The organism is Negadavirga shengliensis (assembly GCF_042652345.1).
Classification (GTDB): Bacteria; Bacteroidota; Bacteroidia; order Cytophagales; family Cyclobacteriaceae; genus Negadavirga; species Negadavirga shengliensis.
In genome coordinates this window covers 58,690-81,587 of the sequence record NZ_JBHSJJ010000010.1, presented here as the reverse complement: position 1 = coordinate 81,587, position 22,898 = coordinate 58,690, and the positions used below count along the sequence as shown (strand labels likewise).

Genomic DNA, 22,898 nt, shown 5'->3' with positions numbered 1-22,898 from the left:
TGTCTTTTGAAATGAGGGGCAAAGATAAAAACAATATATTAAAACTCATGGGGTTTTGTCAGGTAAATTTCAAAAAACGTTTCCGGCATAAGCAGTTGCATGCCGAAATCATGAAGTTTTTTATAACTTTGGGCAAAATTCAGCGGCATGAACGTACAAAAACCAGGCATACCCAAGGGCACCAGGGATTTTGGTCCGGAGGAAATGGCCAAAAGGAATTATATTTTCGACACCATCAAAAAAACCTTCGAGCTGTTCGGTTACCAGCAGTTGGAAACTCCGGCTATGGAAAACCTTGCGACATTGACCGGTAAATACGGGGATGAGGGGGACCAGTTGCTTTTTAAGGTGTTGAATAGCGGTGATTTTCTAAAAAACATTGATCAGCAGGACTGGATAGGGGGGAGTGGACAGGTACTCCCGAGAATATCAGAAAAGGGCCTTCGTTATGATTTGACCGTCCCTTTTGCCCGCTATGTGGTCATGCACCGGAATGAAATCACATTTCCTTTCAAAAGGTTTCAGATGCAGCCGGTATGGAGAGCAGACCGACCCCAGAAAGGCAGGTACCGGGAGTTTTACCAATGTGACGCGGATGTGGTGGGAACGGACAGTCTTGTCTGTGAAGCAGAGATATTGATGATGATCAAAAAGGTGTTTGCCGATTTTGGGTTAAAGGATTATACCGCCAAAATCAACAACCGGAAGATCCTGACAGGGATTTCGGAGGTCATCGGGGCGCAGGGAAAAGAAGGGGAGCTCTGCGTAGCCATCGATAAGCTTGACAAAATCGGTTGGGAAAAAGTAAAGGAGGAACTTGCTTCCAAGGGATTCAGCAGTGGGGCTATAAGCCGGCTGGAACCAGTGGTCGAAACCCAGACGGCGGACAATGCGTTTCTTTTCGATTTTTTCAGAAGCTTTTTGGCAGGGAATGATATCGGCCTGCAGGGACTGGCTGAGTTGGAGGAGGTTTTTGCGCTTTTCGGCCAGCTTGGAGGAGAGGAGGAAAATATCCAATTTGATCCTGTTTTGGCCCGGGGACTTTCCTATTATACCGGAGCGATATTTGAAGTAAAGGTCCATGGCATATCCATAGGGTCGATAAGTGGAGGCGGCAGGTATGACAATCTCACGGGTGTGTTTGGGTTGCCCGATGTATCCGGAGTGGGTTTTTCTTTTGGTGTGGACAGGATATATGATGTGCTGGAAGCTTTACAGCTCTTTCCGGAGCAGAGCAGGGCTCAGACCAAGGTAATGGTCGCTTATTTTGGCGAAAAGGAAAAACTGGAAGGGCTGCGTGTACTGGGTGCGTTGCGAAAAGCCGGTATATCCTCTGAAATCTATCCTGAACTTACCAAAATCAAAAAGCAGTTCAATTATGCGGATAAGAAAAACATACCCTATGTCATCGTGATCGGTTCGGAAGAAATGGAAAAAGAAGTATTGACATTGAAAAGTATGAAGGAAGGTAAGCAGGAAACGTTGGGTTTGGAAAAGGCCATAGCGTTACTTCAATAATCGCTTTAACATTATTGTAATCGATATGATGCCTTGCATGCCTGGTAAGGGCTAGTCTATTTGGTGTATGGCATTGATGGGGACCACTATCCCTCTCTTTAGGTTGATGAATTTTTCGCCCACAGCCCATATGGTGGTGTTGACTTTGTATAATGAGCTGTCGGAAGTTTCAAAAGTGATCCACACCTTTCCCTGGGAAATATTGCCCAGAATCTGGGATCGGTAAAGGTCGTACATTCTTTGCTTGATTGCCTCTGGCTTACTTAATACCTCCCTCCTGGAAAAAGTGAGGTTGGGAATGTTTTCTTTTTCTATAACCGGGATTTTTTTTTCTACTGTTTTCATATAAATTTCGGTTAAGCGTTTGATTGTTTGATTAAATTGCCGGATTTAACGGAAGAAGGGAATATACCAATAACACGTAAACTGACCGGAAAGGTTCTATTTTGTTTATAAATTATTATATATGTAAAATTAAATAATTGTTTTATTTGAATTATTGGAATAATATTTTGAATACGCGGGATAAAAAACCGCTCAAAAAGAACTATATTTGTACAAAAGATAAAACGACTAGCATATGATGGATATTATGGCGATGATGAATAAGATCAAAGAGGCCCAGGTCAAAATAAAGGAGACCCAGGAGCAGCTTGTTGATTTGAAGGCGGAAGGAGAGGCCGGTGCCGGCATGGTGAAAGTGCTTGTTAATGGTAAAAGGCGCGTGCTTGATATAGAAGTGGATGATTCCCTTTTCAACGAAAAAGATAAAGAAATGCTGGGCGATTTGATCGTGGCAGCTACCAATAAAGCCCTTGAAAATATTGATGTGAAGATTAAAGAAAAAATGGCCAGCGCCACGGCCGGTATGATGCCCAATATCCCCGGGATGGATTTTGGAAACATATTTTAATGGAAAAGGCCGCCATTGTCATCCTGAATTTTAATGGCAGGAACATGCTTCAAAGGTTCCTGCCCAATATTCTCGCGAACAGCACTTTTGAAATCGTAGTGATTGACAATGCAAGCAGAGACGGTTCTGTAAATTTTTTGAACGAAAACTATCCTGGCATGGCTATTGTCCAATTGGAGAATAACTTTGGGTACAGTCAAGGATATAATCTGGGCTTACAAAGGCTGAAAGGTAAATATGAATACTATATTCTACTGAACTCCGATGTGGAAGCAACCCCCGAATGGGATAGTCGGATGGTGAGTTTTATGGACAAAATGCCGAAGGCGGCTGCGGCCCAACCTAAGATGCTGTCGTTGATTCATAAAAACGAATTTGATTATGCCGGTGCGGCAGGGGGATATTTGGACCCGTTAGGATATCCTTATTGCAGGGGACGTATTCTTCATACCATAGAAAAAGACTATGGACAGTATGATGATCCCGCAGAGGTGGACTGGGCATCGGGGGCTTGTCTGGTGGTTCGGGCAGGTGTTTTTCACTTACTCAATGGCTTCAATCCGGAATTCTTTGCACATATGGAGGAAATAGAGCTTTGCTTGAGGATGAGGAACCGCGGTTATGGGATCTACGTCAATCCCTGCGTTAAAGTCTACCATTTGGGAGGTGGGACGCTGTCCCAAAGCAGCCCATTCAAGACCTACCTCAATTTTAGAAACAGTCTTTTCATGCTTTATTTGAACCTCAGAAAGAGCAGGTTTATGGCCGTGTTGGCATTAAGGCTTTTGTTTGATTTTGCCGCCATGATCCATATTTCTTACAGCAAAGGAACAGGGCATGGTAAGGCCATTATTAAGGCCTACCTGGATTTCATCAAAAGGGCGAAAAGCATGAATAATAAAGACATCAAAAGCAATTGTCAGCTGTCCACCAGACCGGAAAATAATTTCTCTGTCATCATAAATTATTATCTAAGAGGTAAAAAATCCTTCAGGGACTTGTCTTAATCGAAAAGCACGGGATTATTCATTTTCCGCATGTATTTTCTGATTTTCATAATCATAGCCAGACTTACATAGACGATGATGGGTGATCCCAGGGTAATAAATGAACTGTATATGAAAAACAAACGTATGCTGTCTATGGGGAAATTAAGTTTTTCCCCTAATTTTGAGCAAACCCCAAAGGCGCTTTCCTGAAAGAACAATTTTAACTTTTCCATACTTCAAATTATTAAACCAACATATTGATTATAACTCAGTTAACCGATGAATGTTGTAAAAAAAAGCTTTCAATTTAAAATAATATTTGCCATTTTGGTTTTATCGTCTTGTAACCTGCAACAAGTTATAAAAAAAGCGGAAAACCAAAAAATTTCTGTGGTACCAACTTATCTGGAGAGGTTCGGGGATTCCGTAAAATTTGAATTGAAAGTGTCATTGCCCCAGAACACCCTGCCAAAAAATACGGTCTACGAACTGATCCCTTCTTTCAGATACGGCAGTCAGGTATATGCTTTTGATAAAAAATTGGGTTTTTCCAGCGATTCCATCGGTCCCTATGTTTCTCCCCAGACGAAGGCTTCTTTTTCCATGCCGTATAGGGATGGCATGGAAAAAGGGCGGCTGATGGCATATGGCCAGCTTACCCACCAAAAAACCGGAAAAAGTCTGAAAACCGGGGAGGAGGTTTTGGCGGAAGGAATCATCACCACGTCGGAGCTTTCCCAAATCGGACAATATTATATAGACGAAAGCATCCCCGTGATGGGGCTCTCAGTCAAATACGGCGACCAGGATGCTTATGGCATGTATAAAGACGGGTGGACGGAATTGCAACGGCTGTTTATGGCCTACAGCAATCTGGGTTTTGCTGAAAAATCCGAATATATGAAAGTCATAGAGGGAAGGGGGGATTTTTCCCATAAGAATCTTCTTTTTATGGAATTAAAAGACTACGACAAAGTGAGAAAGGATGTCCTGCCAAGGTTTGACAGATTGGCGGCGGTGTCCATGGCCACTACGGAAAAATCTGAAATGGAAATAGCTTTGTTGTCCCGTCAAATCCGGAAAGGCGAGATTTCGGCAGCGCTGTTGAATGAAGCCGAGCTTGCGGCAGCAGTGGATTTGGAGCCCGGGCTCGGGGAAAAAGAGGTTTTATTGAAGAGGATGTGTGAGGTCCATCCCAGCGCGTTTTCATTTAATAATTTGGGAGTGGTCTACCTCAACCTTGCCAACAGGTCCCTGGACAGGACAGAAAAAAACCGGCTGTTGGCTTCAGCATCGGAAGCCTTCGATCAATCCAACGGTTTTTTTGAAAATCCCTATGCCGCCTATAATATCGGTTTGGTGTACTGGATGATGGGCGATAAAGCCAGCGCCTATAATGCTTTTTACCGGGCCATGGCCATCACCCGCCTGGATGAACTCAGAAAAGTCCACGAAGCCGCATTGGGTGCTGTTTCAATTTATAATGGGGACTACCGGCTGGCTGTCATTCATCTGAACAAAGCTGAAAAAAATGAAATCAACCTGTTTAACCAGGGACTGGCCAATTTATTAGCCGAAGATTACTATAACGCCCTTATCCAGTTTGAGGAAAGCGCGATACTGGATATTTCGAACGGCTACCCGTTTTATGGGATGGCCCTTATTGCCGCAAGAAACGGAGAAGAAATCATTTTGTACGAAAACTTATCGAAGGCTGTTAGCCGAAGCGCCTATCTCAGAAAAAGAGCTCCATTAGATATGGAGTTTATCAGGTACCATGATAAGGTAGGTTTTAAAGACGCGATCAGATAAGAGATAATGCAGGAAAAGAAAATCATTGGAGTGGATATTGGGGGATCCCATATCAGTGCCGGGTATGTGGATTTTTCCATGGAGGTCCCGGATCCCGAAATAAAACGGTCAAAAGTTAATTCAACTGGCACCAGGGAAGAAATATTGGGCTCTTGGACGGCCTGTTTGGAACAGCTTGTCCAAGGTGCAGATACCCGGTTGGGCATGGCCATGCCTGCGCCTTTTGACTATGAAAATGGCATATCCTTTATTAAAGAGCAGGGTAAATTCCGGGCATTGTATCAGGTCAATATCAAGAAGGAACTCGCTTACAGGCTTGATCTCCCCATAGACAACATTTGTTTTTTTAATGATGCGGCGGCCTTTCTTCAAGGAGAGGCCTTTGTCGGTGGCGGAAATGGGAATGACCGCTTAATGGGGCTGACGCTCGGTACCGGTCTGGGGTCCGCTTTTAAGACCGGGCCGTTGGCCGAAGACGGCGGATTATGGTCCAGTCGCTTTAAAGATGGAATTGCCGAAGATTATCTGGGCACGGGTTGGTTTATTGACTGGGCCAAAAAAGAAGCGGGTTTGCCTGTCAGCGGCTTGAAAGAGCTGTTGGATAATCCTGTCACCCAATCCCGAACAAAGGAAGCGCTGAAATCATTTGGGCGGAACCTGGGGGAATTTGCCGCTCCCTACATTAAAAGCAAATCCATCGACCGGCTGATAATTGGAGGAAATATAGGCAATGCGGCTTCACTGTTTTTGAAGGAAACTGTTAGTGTATTGGAAGAAAATGGGCTTTTCCCACAAATAACAGTAAGCAGATTGGGGGAAAAAGCTCCGCTGATCGGTGCAGCAAGCCTATGGAAACGGCGGTGATTATCGGTAGCTTATAGGTGAACCGTTGATTTTGGCATTATGAAAATTAGATGCATATTGTTGATTGAATATTTCTTTTTGGTCCATAGGTAACATAAATGGGGTTGAGAAATGAAGAAAAGCCAGGATTTCAATCGACGACAATTCATTAAAAATGTGGCGTTAACCTCAATGGGCGTCATGGGTGGAGGGGCGCTTCCATCGAGTCTGCTGGCAGCTACAGATAAGACAGATACCCTTAAGATTACCAAAATTGAGGGGATACGGTTTAAGGACGGCATCCAAATCGGGGGCGGCTCGGGCGGAGCTGATGGGGCTGAGTTTTTTTGGGTACGTTTACATACAGATTCCGGGATAGTAGGACTGGGAGAAACTTATCCCTTTTCGAACGGTGAGTATGGGGCTTTGAAAGATTATTCCAGGTTGCTGATCGGAAAAGACCCCCGGGATATAGAGGGTATTTGGCGCAGGTTTTATCACGACATGGCCATGCGAAACGCGGGTGGGGCTGATATGAGAATTCTGAGCGCCATAAACATGGCCCAAATGGATATTCTTGGCAAGGCCACCGGACAACCCCTTTACCGGTTGCTTGGAGGAAAGAGCAGGGAGAGGGTAAAAGTCTATAACACGGTAACCGACTATTGGGCCATCAACAATATGAAAATGAGCCGTAATACTGCTGAAATAGTGAAATTTTTAATGGAAAAAGGGATTCACGGAATGAAAATTTATCCCTTTGATAACAGCAGCGGCTCATATATTACCAACAGGGAAATTGAAAAGGGATTGGACTGGATTAGGGGAATACGTGATACAGCAGGGAATGAAATGGATATTTGCGTGGATTGTTGGGGTAGGTTTGATCTCGCCAGCGCCAAAAGAATTGCGAAGGCATTAGAGCCATTTGACATATTGTACATGGAAGACGCCATGTTGATGAACAATGCCAAAGCCTATGCTTCCCTCGCCCAGGAGACTTCTGTTCCTATATGTCATAGTGAAACGCTAGCCACGAGATATGAATACAGGGAATTTTTTGAGTTAAGCGCCTGCGATGTGGTTATGTATGACCTGAGTTGGTGTGGAGGGATCACGGAGGCAAAAAAAATATCTGATATGGCAGAAGCTTATTTGATTCCCACTTCGCCCCATACAGCGGGCGGCCCCTTGCTTTGGCTGGCTTCCATCCATTTGACCACCTCCCTTTCAAATTTTATGATCATGGAAAGTAATTATTGGAAATATACTCACCAATATCCCTATTTCCTGAATAATGTACCTGTCCCTGAAAACGGGTTCGTTGTGGCACCGGAGGCTCCCGGCTTGGGGGCTGAGATCCGCCCTGAATTATTCAAAAGCGGGGATGCCATTGTTGAAGTAGTAGCTGAGTTATAATCATGGGTTTGCCGGCTTGTCAGTGCATTCCATCAATTAAATAAATATATGAATATAGAAAAGAATTTATCGAACAAAGAGGTTTTTGTTGAAATCAGAAAGTGGTTGTCGTCTAACGGGTATTCCGTTATTGCTCATGATGACAACAGACCATGGGGAGGTTTTTTTGTGATTGACGAAAAACAGATAGACACCTTCCGCAAACAATTTTTTGGGGAAGTGGCTTTTTCCGATTTTCAGTTGAAAAACAAATTAAGCCCTAAGATACTGATGGTTGCTCCCGGCAAACGGTTGTCCTGGCAATATCACCACAGAAGGGCGGAAGTCTGGAAGTTGGTAGCGGGTGAGGGGGGAATCGTCAGAAGCGATACAGATGAAGAGGGTGAGGTGATGGAAATGGAAACCGGCAAGGTGGTGCATTTGGAAAAAGGTGTGCGCCACCGCCTTGTCGGTCTGGAGAATTGGGGAGTAGTGGCAGAAATCTGGATGCATACCGATCCCGGAAACCCTTCAGATGAAGAGGACATTGTGCGTGTGCAGGATGATTTTAACAGATAAAGCGAAACCTCAAGTTCCCATGAGTTAACTCCGGGCACGGGAAGCTGTTTGCCTAAATATTTATTTTATTAACTCCTATATAATTAAAAAAATTGCATTAATGGATATAATTAATTATTTTTTTCAATATTGTTTGATCTTGATTGGCTTATCAACTATTTTGCTTATCAGACCTATTAAGCACATATGTTACGTCCTTTTAATGTTAATTTAAAAGTAATTTTGGGAGGGGGCAGTTTGGCCTTATGGTGTTCATGTAGCCATTTACCACAAGATGTTGCGCTTGCGCCGCCGGGTTTTGAGTTGGAAAGGGGCTTTCAAATGGAACTGATCGCATCGGAGCCTTTGATTGCGGATCCGGTGGATATGGAGATCGACGAATTGGGCAGGCTGTACGTGGTGGAAATGCATGGCTATCCCCTTGATGTGAGCGGTACCGGAAAAATCAAACTATTGTCGGATACAGATGGGGATGGTGTCATGGACAAAAGTGTGGTATTTGCCGACAGTCTGATCCTTCCCACCGGTATCCTTAGATGGAAAAACGGCATTCTGGTTACGGACCCCCCTCATGTGCTTTATTTTGAAGATACCAATGGGGACGGGAGGGCGGACAAAAAAGAAGTGGTACTGACAGGTTTTGCCCGCTCCAACCCGCAGCATAACTTCAACAGCCCGCGGTACGGGTTTGACAATTGGATTTATGTGGGCCATGAGCCCGCTGTCACGACGGTGTTGTATGCCGAGGAGTTTGGGGATCAGGGCAGCGAGATCCGTTTTCCGGCTGCCCCTGAAGGGCCGGTCCTGCCTGTAAATGCCGGGGGAAGAAGCATACGGTTCCATCCGGACAAACAGGAACTGGAGCTGCTTGCCAGCCGTACCCAGTTTGGGCACACATTCAGCAACTGGGGGGACAGGTTTCTGGTAAACAACAATAATCATGTGATCCATGAAGTGATTCCGGCCCGGTACCTGGATCAAAACCGCTACTTTCCGGTAGCCAATGCCACCCAATCCATTTCCGACCATGGAAACGCAGCAGAGGTGTATCCCATTACCGACAATCCTGAACACCAGCTTTTGACGGACATCGGCGTGATGACCTCGGCGTGCGGGATCACCGCCTACCAAGGGGGGATATTTCCGGAACCCTACGACAAAGTGATTTTTACGGCTGAGCCTGTGAGCAACTTGCTCCATGCGGATGTCGTAGAGCCCCAAGGAGCGACTTTTGTGGCCCGCAGACTTCTCCAAAATAAAGAATTTCTGGCATCACGGGATGCTTGGTTCCGGCCGGTAAACATGTATATCGGTCCGGATGGTGCCCTGTATGTGGTGGATTATTACCGCCAGATCATCGAACATCCGGAATGGATGGACGATGAAGTAGTGGCTTCCGGCGCCCTCTATAACGGTACGGACAAGGGAAGAATTTACAGGATAAGCCCCAAAGGCAGTCAGCCCCTGGACTGGTCGATGAATATGGATTTGGGGAATTCTTCTACCGGGAAGCTGGTCGCTATGCTGGCCAGTGATAATATCTGGTGGCGCAGAAATGCCCAACGCCTCCTGGTAGACAGGGGAGGAGACGAAGCAACTGCCTATCTGGAAAAACTGTTGGACAACGCGTCCCCGGCGGTGGGCAGGTTTCATGCCTTATGGACTTTGCATGGGCTGGGAGAACTGAAACCTGAAATGATAGAAAAAGCGATGCGTGATTCGGAAGCGGGAGTCAGGCGGACGGCAGTCATGCTGACAGAACTGTACCCCCAATACAAAAAACGATGGAAGCGAACCTTGTTCGGTATGCACGGGGATCCGGACCCCAAGGTACGTCATCAACTTTTGCTTACCCTGGCAGGATATGGAGGGGATGAAGTGAGCGGGGTCCGGCGGGAATTGTTGCTTAAAGACCTGGAAGATGATTGGGTTCAAGTGGGCACTTTGGTGGCACCGATAGCACAACATCGGGATCTCTTAGCTCATGTGCTGGAGGTATATGACCCGGAAAGACCCGCCTTTGATCCTTTGGTGAGAAAACTCGCATCTATGGAAATGCAAGCAAAAGGATTTTCTGAAACCGTGCCTTTGTTGGAAAAAATATTGGTTGCCGACAGGGTAGATGGCTGGGAAGGCCCGCTGCTTCTGGGGTTCGCCGACGGATTAAAAAGCAGTGTTTCCGGGAACGGAGATTGGTTGAGATTGATGGATCCGATGGTTAAGGCCGTTTTCGACCATCCTTCCCTGACAGTAAGACGGGCGGCTGTCCAGCTCCTGCAGACCAGACCCTGGCCGGGAGACAGATCGGCAGAAAAGGATATCGGGAGGGCTGTCGATATGGCCTTGGACAGGGAGCGTGATGTTGAAGCGCGGGTTGTGGCATTGAATTTTTTGGAATTGCCAACGGTGCGGGAAGAGGATAGAGAGGAGCTTAAGAAATTAATGGGTCCCGGGGAGCCGGTGCCTGTCCAAACGGCCTTATTGAAAATTCTGAGCCGTCAGCCTGCCACTGAATATGCAGCCTATCTCATGGCCAACTGGCAAATGTTTAGCCCCGAAGTAAGGAATGTAGCTGTTCAGACCTTGCTAGTAAGCCGTGAAAGGATGGGTTTGTTGTTAGACGGCATTGAGTATGGTCCCATACAGCCGGGCCATGTCGGATGGATGAACAGTGTGCGGTTGATGAACCAGAGCGATGAAACCCTCCGAAACCGGTCCAGAAGACTTCTGTCTTTTGAAAAAGGGGAGAGGAAAGAAGTAATAGAGGATTATCGGGTGGCCTTGGAGCTGAAAGGCGATCCCAGAAAAGGTCTGGAGGTCTACCAGGAAAACTGCGCTGTGTGCCACAAAATGACCGACAAATTAGGATATGCTTTCGGTCCGGATTTGGCATCGTTGAGAAACAGGCGATATGAAAACATATTGGGAGACATTCTGGATCCAAACATGTCCATTGCCGATGGGTATGATCTGTGGTCAGTGGAACTGAACAGTGGCGAGAACTTTCAGGGTATAATTTCCTCGGAGACGCCTTCGGCTATTAATTTGGCCAATGCGGGAGGGCAGGAAGTCACCATTGCCAGAAAAGACATCAAGAACCTACAAGCCCTGGATGTATCTGCCATGCCCGCTGGATTGGAGAACAATATAAACCATCAACAAATGGCCGATTTGCTGGAATTTATAAAAAGAACTAATTTAGATTAGACAACCTATTAAATAACCTATTAAATGACCTATTAAAATGGAAACAGCAGAACAGATCAGGAAAATCGAGATCGGCCGATTTGAATGGCGCCGATCTCAGCTAACGTGTCTTACATTGGTTTTTTGGATCGCAATTACTCAGGGGTTATTGGCCCAAGAAGATAAATCGGTTGTCGCGGATGCAGACGGGAGTTTAAAACTCACAGCAGAAAACGGTGAAGGGATAGGTCCTGACATCCAATACATGCCTGAATGGAAGGCTTTTGGCTGGTTTACCGCCCAGGACAGGGTAGAATGGATGGTGGAGGTGCCAAAGACGGGAAAATATGATGTTTATTTGGAATGGTCTGTGTCCGATGAAGAGGCCGGAAAATATTTTGTATTCGAGGCCGGCGATCAAAAACTGACAAAAAAAGTGGGAAAGTCAGGCTCTTGGGAAACATTCAAAACCAAAAAAGTCGGGAGCATTCAATTGAACCAGGGAAAGCAGAAGATGGTGTTTAAACCCAGAGACAATTTTAAGGGAGAAGCTTTACTGGATCTCAGAGAGCTGGTACTTGTGCCAAGGGGTGCCTGATATTTGACAGATTAGAGAAATATGCTTATCAAACCTACACCCAGCGCCCGGTCATATGCGATAGACATATTCCGGGCCCTCACGATGATGCTGATGATTTTCGTCAATGATCTGTGGTCACTGAGGGAGACCCCTAAATGGTTGGACCATGTTCCGGCAAAAGTAGACGGAATGGGATTGGCAGATGTGGTTTTTCCTGCCTTTTTGTTGATCGTTGGCTTGTCCATTCCTTTTGCCATACAGAACCGGTGGAAAAAAGGAGATGACAACAAAGGGATCTTTGTCCATATTCTGTCCAGATCTTTTGCATTGCTGGTCATGGGCCTCTGCCATGTAAACCTGGAATCTTACAACAGGGAGCTGGCACTTTTGCCCAAGCCTGTATGGCAGATATTGGCCACCATTGCCTTTTTCCTCATATGGTTGGACTATCCCAAGGAGGGAGATAAAAGGAAAAAATATACCGGGCAAGTGCTGGGCTGGCTTTTGTTGCTGTTTTTGCTGGCTGTTTATCAAGGTGGCACGGTAGAAAACCCTACTTGGATAAGGTTTTACTGGTGGGGGATTTTGGGGTTGATTGGTTGGGCTTACCTGATATGTTCTTCGACGTTTCTGGTTTTCAAAGGGAACATCAAATGGATGTGGGGCTTCTTTTTGGCATTTTTGCTATTCAGCAGTATGGCCAAACTGGGCTGGCTGGAGCCACTGAAAATCATCAAACCTTATGTTTGGTTGATAGATGACGGGGCGACCCCTGCTTTGACCATGGCGGGAGTCATCATCACCTTATACTATCAGCCCTTTCTAAAGAAGGAGATAGGGAAGAAATTCTGGGGGATTATGCTCGCCATGGCTGCTGGAGGGTTCCTGTTTGGCTTTCTGACCAGGCCTTTATGGGGAATCCATAAGATCGGTTCCTCTCCCTCCTGGGTGACTATATGTATTGCCATCAGTATCCTTTTCTTTTGTTTTCTGATATGGCTGGTGGAGCTCAAAGGAAAAAAAGACTGGTTTAATATTATAAAACCTGCCGGAACAAGTACCTTGACCTGTTATTTGTTGCCCTATATTCATTATGGGTTGCTTACCATAACGGGTATAACCTTACCGTTGGTATTGAGGACAGGTGCGGTGGGAATCATCAAATCTCTGTCGTACGCGCTTATCATTATCCTGATTACCGGATTACTGGAAAAGAAAAGGATAAGGTTGAAAATTTAGTTAGCTATTAAACCTAAAAACCCAGATTATATGAAAAATGTTTTTCTGTTAACATCACTGATGGGGGTGTTGATCACCCTCTTGAGCATCGAAGCGATGGGCAGGCCTAATGCCGATGAATTACCCATCAGGGGATTTGCCATAGCCGCACCTAATAGCGGCCAGGTAGACAGGTTCGTCAAATTTATGGACGAGGAACTGAGCAAAAGAGGAGTCAACACCTTGGTGTTGAGGGTTGATTTCAATTACGAATACGAATCCCATCCTGAGTTGCGGAGCGACAACCCTTTGACGAAGGATGAAATCAAAAAATTGGTGGAAGCGGGAAAAAGAAACGGCATCCAAATGATTCCGCAGGTCAACTTACTCGGTCACCAATCCTGGGCGGGAACCATCGGCAATCTGCTGAAGGTTTATCCCGAATTTGACGAAACGCCGCACGTGGAAATGCCGGAGGACTATAAGTGGCCAAATGATGATGGCCTGTACTGTAAGAGTTACTGCCCCTTGCATCCCGATGTCCACCGTGTGGTCTTTGCTCTGGTAGATGAGTTGTGCGACGCCTTCGAGACGGATGCCTTTCATGCGGGTATGGATGAAGTTTTTTATATCGGGGACGACAAGTGTCCAAGATGTGGAGGGCTGGACAAGGCTGAGCTGTTTGCAGGAGAGGTGACTAAGGTCCGGAACCATCTGGCGACCAAAGACAGGAAATTGTGGATATGGGGAGACAGGCTCATCGATGGCAAACTTACGGGTATAGGCATGTGGGAAGCAAGCATGAACAATACCCATAGGGCCATTGATTTGATTCCAAAAGATGTGATCATTGCGGACTGGCATTACGTGCGGCCGGTGCAAACCCCTGTTTATTTTGCCATGAAGGGATTTGACGTGGTCAGTTGCTCCTGGAATCAGGCGGAAGTAGGGGTCAAGCACGTCGAAGACATGTTGGTCTTCCGTGAACACAATACACCTCAGATGAAGGAGCGGTTCAAAGGCGTGATGTTGACGGTTTGGTCAGGCGCTGATCAGTTCCTGGATGGCTTCGATAAATACATGGCTAACCCGGGGCAGAAACTGACCGAGGAAGAAGCCAAAAACCCTTGGGTGACTTTTGTCAAAATGTATGACAGATTGGAGAATCTTTCCCAAAAATAGCATGTACTAAAAAACATATGGCTGCTTTAACCGTCAAAGAAAAAACCACCAAAAATGTCGAAAGGTATTTGTCCATTGATGTGCTCAGAGGGTTGACAGTGGCATTGATGATTGTAGTCAATACCCCAGGGAGTTGGAGTACCAATTATGCTCCTTTTCTCCATGCTCCCTGGCATGGCTGGACCATCACCGACCTCGTTTTTCCTTCTTTTTTGTTTGTTGTGGGCAATGCGATGAGTTTTTCCATGAAAAATCTGATGGTTCAGGATAAAAAACCTTTCTTGTCAAAGGTGATGAAAAGAACCCTTGTGATTTTTTTGATAGGACTCCTGCTGGCCGCTTATCCTTTTTTCAGAATGGGGGATACCGGGATGGTGCCGTTTGATTTTACAAAGATCAGGATCATGGGCGTCCTTCAAAGAATAGCGGTTTGTTATGCCATTTCCGCTTTTGTACTGTATTTTTTGAATAAAAGAGGAGCAATTGTTTTCAGTGTCATTGCCTTGGTGGGCTACTGGATGGTGATGTATATCTATGGAGAAACGGGAGATCCTTATAGTTTAGTTGGAAATGCAGCCCGCAGACTTGATTTATTTCTTATCGGAGCTGAAAATTTATACAGAGGAGAAGGGATTCCTTTTGACCCTGAGGGCTTGTTAAGCACTTTTCCTGCTACGGTCAATGTAATAGCGGGCTTTCTGGTGGGGGATTTTATACAAAAATCCGGTAACCGGATCCGGACGATAGCCCTGTTGATAGGAGTGGGAACGGGCTTATTCCTTTTGGGAAGCTTGTGGGATATTTGGTTTCCCATCAACAAAAAGATATGGACAAGTTCATTTGTTTTGGTGACGGTCGGAATTTCGACCGTATGCATTGCCTTGCTGATGTATGTGATCGAAATAATGAAACTCAAAAAATGGGCGTATTTTTTTGAGGTCTTTGGAAAAAATCCACTGATGTTATACGTGCTTTCCGGAGTGTTCGTCAAGACCATGTTGGTTATAAGAATAGAAGGGCAAGCCTCGAAGTCCTGGCTATATGAACGCTTCTTTGTTCCGTATTTTGCGCCGAACAATGCTTCCTTGCTTTTTGCCGTGGGCTTTATGTTGGTGATTTGGCTTATCGGTTACTGGATGGACAAAAAGAGAATTTATATCAAAGTCTAGAGAAGGGGTAAGTTCCTTTAGTCGAAAACAAGACCGGTCATTTAGCCGCTCTGACGCTCACAGTCAAGCGACTATTTGTCGGATTTGCTTTTTCCCAATAGGATGGATTCTGATTTGACTTTCTCCAATATGAACTGGCCTATTTTTTCCCCTTGCGCTACGCCGACTTCTATGGCATCCCTGAAATGGATACCTCCATATAACCTGGAAATGGCAGCTTCGTCAGCGGCTTGAAAAAAGGAGCCGAAGGCTCTTTCGGGAAGTCCGAAGTACACTTCGGAAGTGTCTATAAAATCAAAATTCTCTCCAAAATAATCCGTGAGGATGACAGCACTGGTTTTGGAAATTACGCTGTGTCCACTGGTGTATTCAGGGAAAGGAGGGGTTTGGAGCAGTGGTTGCCATGCCGGGTCAATATGCTTATTGATGGCCGTTATGGGCCGTATGCGGTCGCTTTTGTATTTTTCTTCCCAACAACTTACGAAGGCATCATGAAGCCCCATGGCGACCAGCGTATGGATGTAGATGGTTTCCTCCATCGATAAGCCCGCTTTTCGCGAGGCAATGCCTGTAATGCCTATCCAGTGACCACCGGGGGATATTTTCTTGATGCCGATGGCCATGTGTCCGCTATAAGTGACATTGAAAGGATTACAGTCCCAAAAATTGGCAATGAGCTTCTGCTCGTCAGAAAGATTTTCAGTGACATGATAGACTTCAAATACCTGATCATGAAAAGGGCTTCCCTCATCCATGGTAAAGACAGCAGGAGCCGGAGGTGCAAAGTCTTTCAACTCATCGATAAAAAATGTTCTTATGGTGCGCCATTCCGGTTCGACCGCCGCCATGTAAGCAGGAGGAGTGGGGTACCAACGGCCTTCTTTTGGGGAAGGCATGTATCTTTTCAAGGTGCTCAGTTGGTTGTACCCATCAGATTTTGCGTAATCCAATACCTGCGAGGCCATTTCCTGGGCATATCTGACGTTGATATCGATTTCCCTGCTGCCCAATATTTTTGCTTTGCGGAACTGTCTGATAAGTTTTTCCTGGCTTTTAGCCAGGTTTTTTCCGGAGGGCATGATGCCTTTTCCCACTTCAAGCATCCCATAAATGCTGCAAAAATCCTTATCGAGCTGGTGCTTGTCTATGTGGTCAGGGGAAGAGAACAGGGCGGGTTTGCCGGGGTTTTTTAGCAACGGACTTTGGTGGAGGGTTCCGGTAAGATCCGATTGGATGATATAAGCTGCCAGAAGGGAATAGCTGTAAAATCTGGCGGCTCCCGGTGGGGACGCCACATCGGTGACCATCACTTCCGTAATGGAAAACAGGTGGTCCAGAAACCATTCTTTTTTTTCTTCTTCGGTTTTATCAATCGCTTTGGCCCAAAGCTGGTCCATGGGAACGCTTATCCCCACAAAGATAAGGGCTGATAACCAAATGATACAAAACGATTTAATAGGCTTCTCCATAATGCTTCCTCCCTGCTTTTCAAATATATTCAAATTTGATCAAACCTCAAATACGCGGGACGGGCCCACGATACAAAAACAGACAAACTTTAGGCGATTGAAGCCGTGCCGGATATTTTCTCGTTGTTCATCATGTATTTATTTTCTTCTACCAATGAAATGGCTCCCAAAATTGCCGAATCCTCAAGGTGGGATACATAGATTTTCAGGTTTTCTGAAATTGATTTATAGGGAAATTGTAAGATGGCTTGTCTCATTCCGTTTTCAAAGTAAGGGAAGGCTTTTCTTATGGAGCCTCCGATCACTATGGCTTCCGGCGCATATGTAAATAAGATTCTGCTGATCAGGGCCCCCAGGTGCTGGCCATATTCTTCAAAAATACGTAAAGAAACGGGATCATTTTCTTCCGCTTTCTTGGCAAGTTTTTTGGCGTTTTGGTTGTATTTTCTTTTGAAAAACTTGCTGCTGCAATAGTCCTCAAAAGTGCTGTCCAAATAAGGGACCGCCCCCCATTCTCCGGCGCCACAGATATAACCTGTATACAAATGTGAGTTGGCGATGACGCCGGTTCCGATGCCGGTTCCGAGGGTAATGCCTATCACGTGGCGATGGGACTTTGCCGGCCCGTATTTATATTCCCCCAGCGTAAAGCAGTTGGCATCGTTGTTTATGATGACCGGCACCTTGAACCTTTTTTCCAGACAGTCTTTAAGCTTTACTTTTTGAAAGGAAGGAATGTTGGCAAGGTTATAGACGATACCATTGATGGGGTCCACGAGCCCGGGTATTCCGATGCCGATGGCTTTGAATTGGAAAGGAAGGTATTCCCCGATCTGTTGGGAAATGGCTTCTAAAATTTCCTCCTGCGGCGCACTGGAAGGGGTTTTGGTTTCTTTCCTCTCATATATCTGCCCATTATGGTTCAGTCCGGAGCTGATTTTTGTGCCTCCGATATCCAATCCTAAAACCAAATTTTTTTCTTTCATTGGTAAGTGTTTTGTTCACAAGCCATATTACAGAGAAGTGGCCATGTAGTAGAAGTACTCAATTTTTAGATTCAGATACCTGTTTTACCGCATGTTAGGTACCTATGTGAAGGAGTTTTCCAAAAATAGATCCATGGGATGAAAACCCCATGGATGGCAAAATCTACCACGTTTTTGACTATCATCTTATAACATTCCTTCGGTTGATTTCTCCAGTTCTCTCGCTTCCCGCAAAAATTCTTCCACATTCATTTCTCTAAAGAAAATCAAACCATGACTGGATCGTACTTTAGCGGTATCGTGCTGATAGAAATAGTTTTTGCCCAGGAGCAATTGCACATCGCTGAGTTGGTTTACCCAGGTAATTCTGGCCAATGTGCTGAATTTGCCGTTGTGGGCATAGCTTGGAAAAGAGGCATTGACCTGACTGAGGTAACAGTTGGTGAATGAATCCTCCATCACAGACATATCCCCCAGGGATACAGGGACGATGACGTTGGACTCAGCTGCGTCAAATTTAAACCATACGTTTCTGTAGCCGATGATTTTGAAGTGGCTCAGGTCTTCTTCCTTGCTCCACTGTCTTACCGCTTCGGCCGTAGCCTGAAGTACTTTATAGTGGGTATCCGGGCCACTGCCTTCGGGATCCAGGGTAAGGCTCAGTTTGGTTGGCCTGATTTCCCTGAGCATATCCAGAACGGGTTCCACATCCCGTTTTTTATCTGGCTGTTCGGTGAAAATATCCCCTGTATAGAAACCTAAGCGAAGGTGGTGTACATTTTTTACCTGTACTCCGAAATGGGCCCAAACGAGTTCTTCTTCAAACTCACGGATCATCCCTTTAAGGGTCTGTATGTTTTTTGGGTTCTTTTCCCCATCATAGGAGTTTTTGAGGACGGTGATGATTTCATTGATCTGGTCCCTGAGTTCCAGGGAGGATTTGACCCCGAAGATAAAAACGATGGCGCGCACCACCCTGTGGCACAGTCCCCTGAGTCTCTCCTCGGCATTTTCGGAAGCCACGTTGGTAAGGTAGTGGTACACATCCTTGTCCATTTTCAGCTTGTAGCCACTTTCGAAGAAATCCTCATACTTCACCATTTGAATGCGGCCTGTATCCAGAAACCTTTTGGTGTTTTTTAAAGTATCTATGACAAATGAATTCGTTACTGCGGTAAATCCGGAAGTCAATACCGCAAAATGGGCTTTGTTGGAATTTTCATGGAGCTGCTTGGTGATATGGGGAAGAATCCCCAGCGAGATATCATCATGGTGCGGACCCGTATGCAACAGTACCTCATTCTTTTCTTCTTCAAGCCCTTTATCTATTTTGCTGCTGATGCTACGGATGACTTCATTTACCGTATTCTCGTTCAAATCCGGGATCTGCCTCGTGTATTTGTCATTTTTCAGGTCCTCCATCGTGAGCCTATGGCCATATTTCTGCAGCTTTTTGCAAAGTTCCAGGACTGCCCTTTCTGTCTTCAAGCATGTCCATTCACCGGAAGCATAAAACTGGTCGATACTGTCTTCCAATTTGGAAGCCGCCCCTTTGGTAAGATAAAAGCGCCCGTTTTTCAGTTTTTGCAGAACAGTAGCAGGATACACGTTGGTCATGGCAGATTCAAGGGAGCTCTTAACAATAGGTGCTTTTGCTTCCCCTGCGGCGATGATGATCGCTACGGCATCTCTGTTATGCACAATGGTATCCAGACCAATGGTGATCACCAAGCGGTTGGCTGAGACTTCGATCCCGCCCAGATCACCCGCAGCCACAGCTTGGGTCTCAAAATTGGTTTCCGTAAGCCGGGTAGTGGAGAAAAGATCCGATCCGCGGGTATTAAAAGCAATATGTCCGTCGGGGCCGATACCGCCGAGGAAAAAGCCTATGCCCCCTTTCTCCCTGATTTTCGCCTCATACTCAGCACACCATTGATCGATCAGGTAAATGGACTGTTGCTGCAGCCTTTCTTGTTCGTTGGTGTATTCCCTGAATCTAAGGGAAAGGTCAACTCTGAAATCCGGAAATATTTCCCTGTAACTTTTGCCTTCCGCAAGTTTTATTTCATCAGAATTGATCAAAAGCGCTTTTTTGGGATCCAGGCCAAAGCCCTCGAGATAAAATTTATTTACATAATGGTAAAAACTGTTTTTTTGCTGCGAGGCTATAGGATAGAATTCGTCGATCTGAACGAAATTCAGGTCCTTTAATACAGGTTTTTTAATATCTTTTAAGCCATATTTTTCCCGGATTTCCAATCCTTTTTTCTTGTCCCAGTTATCCAGCAGAAATTGGGTCCACTTGATAAAATATTCCGGGGTCTTCCCGGTAGGAAGGCTGATCACCCCTTCAGGATTATCGGAAACCCATTCTAAAAATCTACAGGCAGTCATTAGCCCCAGCTTCGGAAAATTATCTACGGTAAGGTAAGGAATCCGCGTGGTGATTTTTTCAATTCCTGATTCCCGTAAGAATGCCTCTTCGGTTTTTGATAAAGGATAATTAGCTAACATGTTATGTTTTTTTTAAAATTATTTCCTGATTCTAATAGGAATTAATTGTATCTTCAAAGATATGCTCATTGACGATAGCGACAGCACCCCTCAATCCCACTTCGTTTCCTAATTTGGATAATTCGATTTCAGATTTTTCCCTTAATTTGGCCATACTGTATATGTTGAGCGCCTGTTGTATCGGGGTGGTGATGTACTGGTTGGCTTCTGCGATAGCCCCTCCCAATATGATGAGTTCCGGATTAAGTAACTGGATGAGTATGGCTATGCCTCTTCCCAGATCCAGCCCCACATCAGAAAGGATGCTGATGGCCCTTTGATCACCCGCAATGGCAGCCTCTACCACCACGGAGGGCTCCAGGTTTTCTTCCTTGCCCTTTGCCATCCTGGCCAATATGGACTCCTTGTCCAATACCAGCGCTTCCTTGGCCAATCTGACCACAGCACTACCCGAGGCTACGGATTCCAGACAGCCCCGCTTGCCACAGGTACAACTGATTTCCTTGGAATCAAAAAGGGGAGAATGGCTGAACTCTCCAGCAAAACCTGAGTATCCCCGATACAGTTTTTCGTCAATGATGATACCAAGACCTATTCCCCAATCCACAAATATTCCAAGAACATTTTTGTGGTTTTTTTTATTGCCAAACCGAAACTCCGCCAAGGTTTTCGCCCGCGCATCATTTTCGATAAAGACCCTTCTTCCAAATTTTGCCTCAAGCTGGTCTTTTAATGGCTTCTTGCCCACTTTCAGGTAGGTGTGGTTGACTCCGGCCACGCCATCCACCAGACCGGGCATGGTAATGCCGACAGCAATTACCTTCTCCTCAGGCAATCCGGACGATTTAATGAGGTCCATGGAAAAATCATAGATTTCATCCAGGGTTTTCGGCTCATTGTTCAGTGTCAACTTTACGCTTTTGACCTTGGAGACCCTCTCGTGCTTGGTGTTATATATGGCCGCTTTGGCGGTGTACCTACTCAAATCGATTCCCAATATGTAAAAGGAATCCGGCGCCAAGCCATATAAATCCGGTTTTCGGCCCCCCTGGGATTGCCCCCTCCCTTCCTTGACGACGATCCTTTCATCCAATAAATCTGTCAACAACAAGTTCACAGTAGGAAGGCTGATGCCCACCAACTGACAGATGTTGGAAGCAGTATTGCTCCCTCTGGTGTACAGTTCCTTGATGATTTTAAGTTTGTTGATGTAGTTTTTTATTTCTACTACTCCTTCTTTTTCCTCAAGGACTATTTTTGGGTCTATTAGGTTCATGATTTGTAATTTAAATGCAAATTAATAAAAAATTTTAATTAAATATATATAACTTAAATCAAAAAATAATTAAACTTAACATACAATTATTTTGTGGTTCAAAGACTTGTTTAAAACAAATTAAGAAAATCCCAAAGAAAGAGTGGTTGCGAACCCCTTACATCTGAATCTACAAGTTTCAAGTTATCCATAAAAATAAAGGAAGCCAAACGATTTATTGAAAATATTTTATCATGTTTGTTGCAAACTACCTTAATCATTGAAAAAAATAAACTATTGCATATGACAGGAAGAAGAAAGTTTTTAAAGCGGTCCCTTGCGTCATCCCTTGCCTTTGTCCCCTGGCTGACCAGCGCCAACGGTTTGGAAATAGAGGAGCACAGGGACAGGGAAAAATTCAAGCCGTTGATTCTTTCTACCTGGAATCACGGTATGGCGGCCAATGACAAAGCATGGGAAGTTTTGCAGGACAAAAAGAGCATTCTTGATGCAGTGGAACAGGGAGTGAAGGTCACCGAAGCTGACCTTTCCAATTTGTCAGTAGGCCTGCAGGGGCTTCCTGACAGGGAAGGCATTGTCACTTTGGATGCTTCTATTATGAGTGGAGATGGGGCTTGTGGGGCGGTGGCCTTTGTCAGGCAGGTCAAACATCCCATTTCCCTGGCGCGAAAGGTAATGGAAGAAACCCCCCATGTGCTATTGGCGGGTGAGGGAGCCAGGCAGTTTGCTATTGCGAGAGGAATGGCATTGGAAAAGGAAGTGTTGAGTCCCAAAGCAGAAGAAGCCTATCAAAAATGGAAGAAGACTTCTCAATATAAACCCATCATCAATATAGAGAATCATGATACCATCGGCATGATCGGGATGGATAGTGAAGGGAAAATGGCAGGCTCCTGTACCACGAGCGGCTTGGCCTATAAGATGCACGGAAGGGTAGGGGACAGTCCTATTATTGGTGCGGGGCTTTATGTGGATGATGAGGTGGGTGCTGCGACGGCTACCGGTCTCGGCGAAGAGGTCATCAGGATTTGTGGCAGTTTCCTCATTGTAGAGCTGATGCGTCAGGGCAGGCCCCCTCAGGAGGCCTGTGAAGAAGCCGTAAGGCGGGCGATATCCAAATGTAAGAACATAGAAAGCACACAGATAGGGTTTTTGGCGATAAACAGGGATGGGGAATATGGGGCTTTCTCCATTCATCCAGGTTTCAATTATGCCAGGCACCAGGAAAAGGGCAAAGATTTGATTGACGCAAAAAGTAAATATTAA

General features: G+C 45.5%; 19 protein-coding genes. 13 read left to right on the top strand and 6 right to left on the bottom strand.

The genetic code is table 11. The features are described from left to right. Nucleotides 1-147: 147 nt before the first annotated feature. On the top strand, nt 148-1,518 hold the full coding sequence (gene hisS / locus ACFPFU_RS16785) for a histidine--tRNA ligase (RefSeq protein ID WP_377066141.1): 1,371 nt from the start codon (nt 148-150) through the stop codon (nt 1,516-1,518). 51 nt (nt 1,519-1,569) lie between these two features. On the opposite strand, the gene ACFPFU_RS16780 is transcribed toward hisS, so the two are convergent. Next, entirely contained in the window at nt 1,570-1,863 is a 294-nt protein-coding gene (locus ACFPFU_RS16780) for a hypothetical protein (protein WP_377066139.1), read from the bottom strand. 235 nt (nt 1,864-2,098) lie between these two features. Here ACFPFU_RS16780 and ACFPFU_RS16775 point away from each other — a divergent pair, with 235 nt between their 5' ends. Continuing rightward, nucleotides 2,099-2,431: a YbaB/EbfC family nucleoid-associated protein gene (locus ACFPFU_RS16775; RefSeq protein ID WP_377066137.1), complete on the top strand. Its 333-nt coding sequence runs from the start codon at nt 2,099-2,101 to the stop codon at nt 2,429-2,431. Beyond that, nucleotides 2,431-3,438, top strand: a complete 1,008-nt coding sequence (locus tag ACFPFU_RS16770) for a glycosyltransferase family 2 protein (RefSeq protein WP_377066135.1) — start codon at nt 2,431-2,433, stop codon at nt 3,436-3,438. Before ACFPFU_RS16775 ends, ACFPFU_RS16770 begins: the two co-directional genes overlap by 1 nt. On the opposite strand, the gene ACFPFU_RS16765 is transcribed toward ACFPFU_RS16770, so the two are convergent. Continuing rightward, a complete protein-coding gene (locus tag ACFPFU_RS16765; protein ID WP_377066134.1) occupies nt 3,435-3,653 on the bottom strand; it encodes a PspC domain-containing protein in 219 nt (72 codons plus the stop codon). The two genes, ACFPFU_RS16770 and ACFPFU_RS16765, sit on opposite strands and share 4 nt — an antisense overlap. Before the next feature lie 157 nt (nt 3,654-3,810). On the opposite strand from ACFPFU_RS16765, the gene ACFPFU_RS16760 reads away from it, so the two are divergent. The 9 genes from ACFPFU_RS16760 to ACFPFU_RS16720 all read left to right on the top strand — a co-directional run bounded on the left by ACFPFU_RS16760 (nt 3,811) and on the right by ACFPFU_RS16720 (nt 15,387). Continuing rightward, the gene (locus ACFPFU_RS16760) at nt 3,811-5,232 is read left to right on the top strand and encodes a hypothetical protein (RefSeq protein WP_377066133.1); all 1,422 of its coding nucleotides are present in this window, start codon (nt 3,811-3,813) and stop codon (nt 5,230-5,232) included. Nucleotides 5,233-5,238: 6 nt separating this feature from the next. After that, entirely contained in the window at nt 5,239-6,096 is an 858-nt protein-coding gene (locus tag ACFPFU_RS16755) for an ROK family protein (protein ID WP_377066131.1), read from the top strand. Between the two features lie 111 nt (nt 6,097-6,207). Further along, nucleotides 6,208-7,494, top strand: coding sequence for a mandelate racemase/muconate lactonizing enzyme family protein (locus ACFPFU_RS16750; protein WP_377066129.1), 1,287 nt, complete (start codon nt 6,208-6,210; stop codon nt 7,492-7,494). A 48-nt stretch (nt 7,495-7,542) separates the two neighbouring features. Continuing rightward, nucleotides 7,543-8,052: a cupin domain-containing protein gene (locus ACFPFU_RS16745; RefSeq protein ID WP_377066127.1), complete on the top strand. Its 510-nt coding sequence runs from the start codon at nt 7,543-7,545 to the stop codon at nt 8,050-8,052. Between the two features lie 186 nt (nt 8,053-8,238). After that, on the top strand, nt 8,239-11,259 hold the full coding sequence (locus ACFPFU_RS16740; protein WP_465263037.1) for a PVC-type heme-binding CxxCH protein: 3,021 nt from the start codon (nt 8,239-8,241) through the stop codon (nt 11,257-11,259). Nucleotides 11,260-11,296: 37 nt separating this feature from the next. Further along, nucleotides 11,297-11,836, top strand: coding sequence for a carbohydrate-binding protein (locus ACFPFU_RS16735; protein ID WP_377066123.1), 540 nt, complete (start codon nt 11,297-11,299; stop codon nt 11,834-11,836). Between the two features lie 21 nt (nt 11,837-11,857). Further along, nucleotides 11,858-13,057: a DUF5009 domain-containing protein gene (locus ACFPFU_RS16730; RefSeq protein ID WP_377066121.1), complete on the top strand. Its 1,200-nt coding sequence runs from the start codon at nt 11,858-11,860 to the stop codon at nt 13,055-13,057. A 30-nt stretch (nt 13,058-13,087) separates the two neighbouring features. Continuing rightward, entirely contained in the window at nt 13,088-14,218 is a 1,131-nt protein-coding gene (locus ACFPFU_RS16725; RefSeq protein ID WP_377066119.1) for a family 20 glycosylhydrolase, read from the top strand. A 17-nt stretch (nt 14,219-14,235) separates the two neighbouring features. Beyond that, on the top strand, nt 14,236-15,387 hold the full coding sequence (locus ACFPFU_RS16720; protein WP_377066117.1) for an acyltransferase family protein: 1,152 nt from the start codon (nt 14,236-14,238) through the stop codon (nt 15,385-15,387). Nucleotides 15,388-15,458: 71 nt separating this feature from the next. Here ACFPFU_RS16720 and ACFPFU_RS16715 read toward each other — a convergent pair whose 3' ends face one another. The 4 genes from ACFPFU_RS16715 to ACFPFU_RS16700 all read right to left on the bottom strand — a co-directional run bounded on the left by ACFPFU_RS16715 (nt 15,459) and on the right by ACFPFU_RS16700 (nt 21,632). Then, nucleotides 15,459-16,856 (bottom strand): vanadium-dependent haloperoxidase, encoded by a 1,398-nt coding sequence (locus tag ACFPFU_RS16715; RefSeq protein WP_377066115.1) that lies wholly within the window; start codon nt 16,854-16,856, stop codon nt 15,459-15,461. An 89-nt stretch (nt 16,857-16,945) separates the two neighbouring features. After that, the gene (locus ACFPFU_RS16710; RefSeq protein ID WP_377066113.1) at nt 16,946-17,842 is read right to left on the bottom strand and encodes an ROK family protein; all 897 of its coding nucleotides are present in this window, start codon (nt 17,840-17,842) and stop codon (nt 16,946-16,948) included. A gap of 186 nt (nt 17,843-18,028) precedes the next feature. Next, complete coding sequence (locus ACFPFU_RS16705; protein ID WP_377066111.1) at nt 18,029-20,356, bottom strand: glucosamine-6-phosphate isomerase; 2,328 nt, start codon at nt 20,354-20,356, stop codon at nt 18,029-18,031. A 31-nt stretch (nt 20,357-20,387) separates the two neighbouring features. Continuing rightward, nucleotides 20,388-21,632 carry an ROK family protein gene (locus ACFPFU_RS16700; RefSeq protein ID WP_377066109.1) on the bottom strand — a complete coding sequence of 415 codons (1,245 nt, stop codon included), beginning with the start codon at nt 21,630-21,632 and terminating at the stop codon, nt 20,388-20,390. A 282-nt stretch (nt 21,633-21,914) separates the two neighbouring features. On the opposite strand from ACFPFU_RS16700, the gene ACFPFU_RS16695 reads away from it, so the two are divergent. Next, nucleotides 21,915-22,898, top strand: a complete 984-nt coding sequence (locus tag ACFPFU_RS16695) for an isoaspartyl peptidase/L-asparaginase family protein (protein ID WP_377066107.1) — start codon at nt 21,915-21,917, stop codon at nt 22,896-22,898.